Genomic DNA, 6,841 nt, shown 5'->3' on the forward strand with positions numbered 1-6,841 from the left:
CTGCAGGATCGGGCCGGTGATGCCCGGCAGGATCCGTTTGAGGTCGAGCGCGGCCGAGACGCCTCCCTGCGGGCCCGGCGAGTTGCCGACAATGCCGACCGGCTTGCCGAGGAACGAGCTCTTGCCATAGGGCCGTGAAGCGACGTCGATGGCGTTCTTCAGCACGCCGGAGGTGCCGCGGTTATATTCCGGGCTGACGAACAGCACGGCATCGGACGCCTGAATGGTTTCGCGAAACTTGACCCAGTCGGCCGGCGGCGCGGCTTCCAGATCCTGGTTGAAGAACGACAGGCCTTCCAGCGTCACGGTGTTCAGCTTCAGGGTCGCCGGCGCCAGCCTGGCGAACGCCTTGGCGATTTTCAGCGAAAACGACTGCTTGCGCAGGCTACCGACGATGACGGCAACGTTGGTGATGGCCATGGGAATTCCTTTGGTGGGTGGCGTCGGGAAACGATGGGAACCTGTCGCGCATTCCGCAACAAGATGCAAGTGCATGGATTGTACGGGCGTACCATAGTTGGTCAGGTCACGCCTATCCGTAGCTGCCGCCGGCCGTCGCCAGACACTTCTTTGTCATGAACGTGCAGCTTCGACCCGCCAGCCCATCTCCCAGAACTCAGCCTCGAGCCGGGTGGCTTGCCTGAAGATTTCGATCAGCTCCGCTTCACGCGCCGGGGTCGCGTAGAGATCGGCGAGACGGTCGAGCTGGGCCTGTGCTTTCGCAGCCACCTCCTGGTACGGCGCGCCGGCATATTCGGCGATCCAGACGCGATACGGGTTCGTCGCCGCGTCCGCACCGGGGCGCGCGGCAAGCCGGGTCGCAATCTCGGCGTAGCCGATCACGCAGGGCGCCAGCGCCACCTTGAGCGCCAGCAGATCGCCGCGCATGCCGGTATCCAGCACATAGCGCGTATAGGCCAGCATTTCAGCGGCCGGCGGGGTCCGTTCGAGATCGCCCGGCGACAGGCCCCAGCCGGCGCAGAGCTTCACATGGAGGTCCATCTCAACGTCGAGAATGGCGGACAGCCCGGCGGCCGCTTCGCGCATGTCGGCAAGCGCGGGCGACTTGTAGATCGCCAGCGCATAGGCGCGCGCGAACTCGATCAGGAACAGATAGTCCTGCGCAAGGTAATGGCGAAATGCGGTTTCGGCGAGCGAGCCGTCCGCCATGGCATCCGTGAAGGGGTGCTCGGTGTAGGTCCGCCATTCGGCGGGTGCTGCGGCCTTCAGACGTTCGAAAAAGCTCATGACGGATGACCGGTTTGTTGCGCAGGGGAAAGTCGAGCAAACGACAGGTGGCGCCCCTACTCCAGCCGCTCCACGTCCCGCAGCGTCGGAAACAGCTTCATCCACAGCAGCGCCACCGCTACCGTGCCGAGGCCGCCGAGCAAGGCCGCCGGCATGGTGCCGAACAGCGCCGCGGTGACGCCGCTTTCGAACTGGCCGAGCTGGTTGGAGGCGTTGATGAACAGGAAGTTGACCGCGCCGACCCGGCCGCGCATGTCGTCCGGCGTCGCGAGCTGCACCAGCGACACCCGGATCACCACGCTGACCGTGTCCGCCGCGCCCATGATCAACAATGCTGCCAGCGACAGCCAGACCAGTTGCGACACCGCAAACACCGCCGTCGCCAGTCCGAACACGATCACCGCCTGGAACATGCGCATGCCGACGCGGCGGTTGATGGACGTGCGCGCCAGCACCACCGTCATGACAAGCGCGCCGACCGCGGGCGCCGCGCGCAGGATGCCGAGCCCCCAGGGGCCGGTGTGCAGGATGTCGCGGGCGTAGATCGGCAGCAGCGCGGTGGCGCCGCCGAGCAGCACGGCGAACAGGTCGAGCGAGATGGTGCCGAGGATGGCCGGATTGCGCCTGACAAAACCGACGCCGGCGAACAACGCGGCAAAGGTCGGCGGTTCCTTGACGACGATCGGACGGTCGAGTCGAATCGCGCTGCCGAGCAGGCCGCCGATCACCCAGAAGCCGGCCATCAGCGCATAGGGCAAGCCGGTGGACAGGGCATAGGCGATGCCGCCCAGCGCCGGTCCGCAGATCATCGCCAGTTGCCCGCTGCCGGTGGTCAGGGCGGTGGCCTTCTGCAGCGTGCCATCCGGCACCACGCCGGGCAGCAGCGCCGAGACCGCCGGGCTTTCGAACGCCGTCGCCGCACCGAACAGCGCCACCGCCACAAATATCTCGGGCACCGTGATCCAGCCGGCATAGCTGCCCCAGGCCAGATAGACGGCCACCACGCCCTGCACGACCTGACTGATCTGCATCACGCGGCGGCGGTCGTAGCGATCCGCGATATGGCCGCCGGCGAACACCAGCACCAGCATCGGCACGAACTGCACCAGTCCGACCATGCCGAGCTGGAACGCGCTGCCGGTCATGTCATAGACCTGCCAGCCCACGGCCACTGCCGCGATCTGCGACGAGAACCGCGAAAAGCAGCGCGCCAAGATATAGAACACGAAGGGCGGATGGCGCAGCAGCGCGCTGGAGCCAGCCGGGATCACCGCGTCTGCGGATTGATTGAGAAGGGTCATCCCGCCTTGTTCGGATTGATCAGGAATTTTTCGCCGGTGGCGCGCTTGGCATAGGCGGCGATGTTGTCGAGCTGCAGCACTTCCTGCAACGAGATGACCTTGCTGTAGTGGCTGGCGAAGGTGGTTTTCAGTTCGGCGGCGACCCGGGCGCGCAGCCGCGCGGCGTCGGCCTGGCCGATCTTCTGCAGGAACGGAAACAGCAGCCAGCCACCCATGCCCCAGGCCATGCCGAAGGTCGGCGAGAACTCGATCGGCTTCGACTCCAGCCGGCCGTAGACGTAGAGCTGCTTGAAGGTGGTCGATCCGTAGCGGCTGTAGACCTTCATGGTCTTCACCGCCGCCGCTTCCATCGCGGTCAGGATCTGGCCCTGCAGCTTGCCGCCGCCGGTGGCATCGAAGGCCAGCGTCGCGCCGGTGGCGACCAGCGCTTTGATGAGATCGTCCATGAACGTAGCCGACGTGGAGTTGACGACATATTTCGCGCCGAGGTCGCGCAGCAGCTTTTCCTGCGCCTCGCTGCGGACGATGTTGACGAGGTCGATGCCGTCCTTGAGGCAGATCTTGTTGAGCATCTGGCCGAGGTTGGACGCCGCGGCGGTATGCACCAGCGCGGTATGCCCCTCGCGGCGCATGGTCTCGACCATGCCGAGCGAGGTCAGCGGATTGACGAAGCACGACGCGCCCTCGGCGGCGGTGGTGCCGTCCGGCAGCGGCAGGCATTCCTTCGCCTTCATGGTGCGGTACTGCGCGTACATGGCGCCGCCGATCATCGCCACCATCTTGCCGAGCAACGCCTGCGCCTCGGGGGACGCGCCGGCCTTGATCACGACGCCGGCGCCCTCATTGCCGACCGGCATCGCTTCATCGAGCCGCCCGGCCATCGCCTTCATCGCCACCTGGGGCACGGTGGCCTTCACCACGGTCGCATCGCCGGTGCCGGAGGTTTTCGCGGTGGTGGGATCCGCCGCGCCGAGCAGCAGGCCGAGGTCGGAGGGATTGATCGGGGAGCCCTCGACGCGCACGACGACTTCATCGGCGGCCGGCTCGGCGATCTCGACTTTGGCCAGCGACAATTCGAGTTCGCCAGCCGAGGTGATCAATGAGAGCAGCTGCAGTCCGGTGATGTTGCCTTCGACGCCCATGGAAGTCTCCCCTGTGTTTTGTTGCCGGCGCTAGTAGATGCCCGGAATGATGCGTTTGGTCTCGCGCATATAGGCACGATAGTCGTCGCCGAAAGCCTCGGTGAGCATGCGCTCTTCGAAGTCGATCCGGGTGAAGAACAGGATCGCGATCGCCACCAGTCCGCTCAGCGCGGCCGTGGCATTGGGCAGCAGGAAGGCCTGCGCCAGCGCCCACAGCCAGAACGAGGCATACATCGGATGGCGGATCCGGCGATAGACCCCTGCCCGCACGATCTGGTGGCTTTCGCGAATTTCCAGGCTGGCCGACCACTGCCGACCGAGGTCTTTGTGGGACCGCCGAAACAGCCACAGCGACAATCCATAAAGTGCTGCGCCGACGACCACCGCGGCGTAGTTGAGGTCGTAGTTCAGCCCTCGTGGCCATCCGGTAGCGAGCCACAGCACGGGCACCACGAACAGACCGATGGTCGCGACCCCCAGCAGGATGCGCTCGCGGCTCCAGCCATGGCTGCGCACCGTCGCAGTGCGGCGGGCCTTTCGCGCATAGGGATAGCGGATCACGAACCACGCGATGACGCCGATCGCCCAGACGTAAATTCCAAGATGTGACGCGGTCATATGTTTCCGTTCAGGCCATCACGCGGCATGGACGGCGGTCCCGGACGACGGCCGTTCGACCGCGTCCGCTGCCAGCGCCGGCGCATTTGCGGTCAGCAGCGATCCATCCGGCCCGAAGCGGCCGACGCCGCCATCGGGCGCGGTGATTTCGTCGAACGGCAATGGACCGCAGATCACCATGCAGTAGTCGTATTGCGAGCGTTGGTCGTTGCCCATCACCATCTGATAGTGCATCCGCATGAAATTGAGGCGATGCCGCTTGAACGAGGCCGGGTCCATCATGCTGTGCAACTGGACGCGGCGGATGTTGGGGCGGCCGTCGCCGCGCTCGCGGCCGACGCGCTTCAGCGTCACCGGATCGAAACGATAGAAGCTGATGGCGTCGTCGCGGGCGTGGTATTCCGCCCAGAGGATCGCGGTCTCCCGGGCCACGACCTGGGTCGCCGCACGAACCTTCTCGCCGGCGGGATGCAGCGCGAATTTCGGGATCGTCGCGCCGACCGTGAGGATGCAGATGGTCGGGCCGCGGCGCGTGAGATCCGGATCGAGCTGCAGCGCTCGCGCCACCGACTCCATCACCAGCGCGGCGCCCAGGCAGTGCCCGACGATGACGATCTCCTCGACATCGTTCTTCTGCGCCCGCGCGACGATCGCCTTGGCGAATTGGTCGATGCGCGCGTCCATCTTCGGCCGCTGGCCGTAGACGAACTGCCGCGAAAAGATCCAGTCGTCGAACACGTGGTTGATCGGCTTGCGCCAGCCGAACCGGTGCAGCAGCCCGGTGAAGATTGCCAACGCGATCAGCGCGCCCAGCACGAACGCGATTGCGCCGTGCAGGCCGGCCAGCCAGGTCACCGCGAAGCCGATGCCGGCGCCGACCAGCGCGAAGCCCAGGACCCACAGATAGGGAAACAGGAAGAAGCCGGCATATTTCCAGCTCGAGCGCATGAAGCGGAACAGCGTGCCGGTGACGATCCAGTCGCCGAGCGTGACCATCGAGGCTCCCAGGCGCGACCACATTCCGCGTTCGTGGTCCTGCAGGATCAGGTCGTCCCAGCGCAGCATCTCGTACGAGGTCTCAGTGTTCCAGTTCGGGCCGGCACTCTCGGCGCGCCAGCTTGCGCTGACCTCGTTCGAAACGGCGGGGCCCGGTGCGCTTGCCGACACGTTCCACGTTTTCTGAAAACTCGTCAGCGAACGGCGGAACCGGGCCAGCTGCGTGTCCGGTACAATCGGATCGTAGCCGCCGATGTGAAAGACATGTCGCCGGCCGATCATTGCCCGTTAGCTCCTCAGTGGTCCGCGCCAAGCCGCGCGCTTGTGCATAGCAAATTCGCAGGCTGCCACAAACCGGCCCGGCTCACATAGGCGGCATCACGCAGCTTTTTGTCGCTTGCATGTCACAGCCCGGCAATTTAGCGGGCTTCCCCATCACAATACACGGATTCGGATGGGGCCGCGATTGACGGACCGTGTTTATATCTGAACATATCGCCGGATTTTTCGAGAAAGAACGCACGGATGTCGATTGTATTCATTGCCGCGAAACGGCCCCTCCTGAACAAGCTGGCCGGCGTTTCGCTGATTCTGTTTGCGCTATTTGCCACGGTTCTGGCCGGTTCCCGCGACGCCGAGGCCGCGACCGGCCGGAAGCCCGGCCACGTCTACCTGCTGCGCGGCCTGCTGAACGTATTTTCGCTCGGCATGGACCAGCTAGCCTACAAGATCGAGGCCGTCGGCATCACCGCGACCGTGCACAACCACACGGCCTGGAGCGGGCTGGCCGACGACATGATCGCGAATTACCGTTCCGGCAAGCGCGAGCCGATCATCCTGATCGGCCACTCGGCCGGCGCCGACGCCACCATTTCGATCGCGCGCAAGCTGCAGCAGGCCAATGTACCGGTGGCGCTGATCGCCAATTTCGATCCGGTCAGCCCCGATCCGGTGCCGCCGAATGTGAAGCAGATCGTCAATTACTACGTGCCGGCCGGCTGGGGCGCTGCCGTGGCCGCGGATGCGCGGTTCAAGGGCAGCCTCGCCAACATCAACGAGAACGGCCAGGCCAACCACTTCTCCATCGACAAGTCCGACGCGCTGCATGCCAAGACCATCGCGCTGATCCTGCGCGCCGTCGGCAACGGCGGCCCGCGTCGCGGTCCAGCCAAGCCGAAGCCCGCGCAAGTGTCCGCCGCCCCGGCGGAGTAGGACTAGCGAAGCGCTTCTTCACCCTCCCCTGAAGGGGGAGGGTCGGAGCGCAGTTGCGCAGCGAATGCGCTCCGGGGTGGGGTGACGACGGCGCGTGGCGCGACTGTGGTGCAGGACATTGTCGCTGTCACCCCACCCCGATACGCGCTACGCGCGCATCGACCCTCCCCCTTCAGGGGAGGGTAAGTACGCATCACACAATCAGCACGTCGTGTTGCGTCAGCGGCGCAATCACGCCGGTGAGCGTGATCGAGGCGCCGTGGCCGAGATCGATCAGCGTATCGTGCCCGACCACATGCACCGCGAGGTGCGCGAGATCGACGG

7 protein-coding genes are annotated in these 6,841 nt (G+C 65.5%); 1 reads left to right on the top strand and 6 read right to left on the bottom strand.

What is annotated here, in order from left to right:
• From JWR89_RS16855 to JWR89_RS16880, 6 genes are all read right to left on the bottom strand, one after another.
• The coding region (locus JWR89_RS16855) for an NAD(P)H-dependent oxidoreductase (protein ID WP_299718141.1) at window positions 1-420 on the bottom strand (420 nt) is incomplete at its 3' end.
• Between the two features lie 153 nt (window positions 421-573).
• Entirely contained in the window at window positions 574-1,248 is a 675-nt protein-coding gene (tenA, locus tag JWR89_RS16860) for a thiaminase II (protein WP_299718143.1), read from the bottom strand.
• A gap of 56 nt (window positions 1,249-1,304) precedes the next feature.
• The gene (locus JWR89_RS16865; RefSeq protein WP_299718145.1) at window positions 1,305-2,549 is read right to left on the bottom strand and encodes an MFS transporter; all 1,245 of its coding nucleotides are present in this window, start codon (window positions 2,547-2,549) and stop codon (window positions 1,305-1,307) included.
• Window positions 2,546-3,691 (bottom strand): zinc-binding dehydrogenase, encoded by a 1,146-nt coding sequence (locus JWR89_RS16870; RefSeq protein ID WP_299718147.1) that lies wholly within the window; start codon window positions 3,689-3,691, stop codon window positions 2,546-2,548. The genes JWR89_RS16865 and JWR89_RS16870 overlap by 4 nt, the downstream gene beginning before the upstream one ends.
• A gap of 30 nt (window positions 3,692-3,721) precedes the next feature.
• Window positions 3,722-4,309, bottom strand: a complete 588-nt coding sequence (locus JWR89_RS16875) for a protein-S-isoprenylcysteine O-methyltransferase (RefSeq protein ID WP_299718149.1) — start codon at window positions 4,307-4,309, stop codon at window positions 3,722-3,724.
• Between the two features lie 18 nt (window positions 4,310-4,327).
• Window positions 4,328-5,587 (bottom strand): hypothetical protein, encoded by a 1,260-nt coding sequence (locus JWR89_RS16880; RefSeq protein WP_299718151.1) that lies wholly within the window; start codon window positions 5,585-5,587, stop codon window positions 4,328-4,330.
• A gap of 243 nt (window positions 5,588-5,830) precedes the next feature.
• On the opposite strand from JWR89_RS16880, the gene JWR89_RS16885 reads away from it, so the two are divergent.
• A complete protein-coding gene (locus JWR89_RS16885; RefSeq protein WP_299718153.1) occupies window positions 5,831-6,517 on the top strand; it encodes a hypothetical protein in 687 nt (228 codons plus the stop codon).
• Window positions 6,518-6,841: the final 324 nt, after the last annotated feature.

Origin of the sequence: Tardiphaga sp., assembly GCF_028290785.1 — a bacterium.
Classification (GTDB): domain Bacteria; phylum Pseudomonadota; class Alphaproteobacteria; order Rhizobiales; family Xanthobacteraceae; genus Tardiphaga.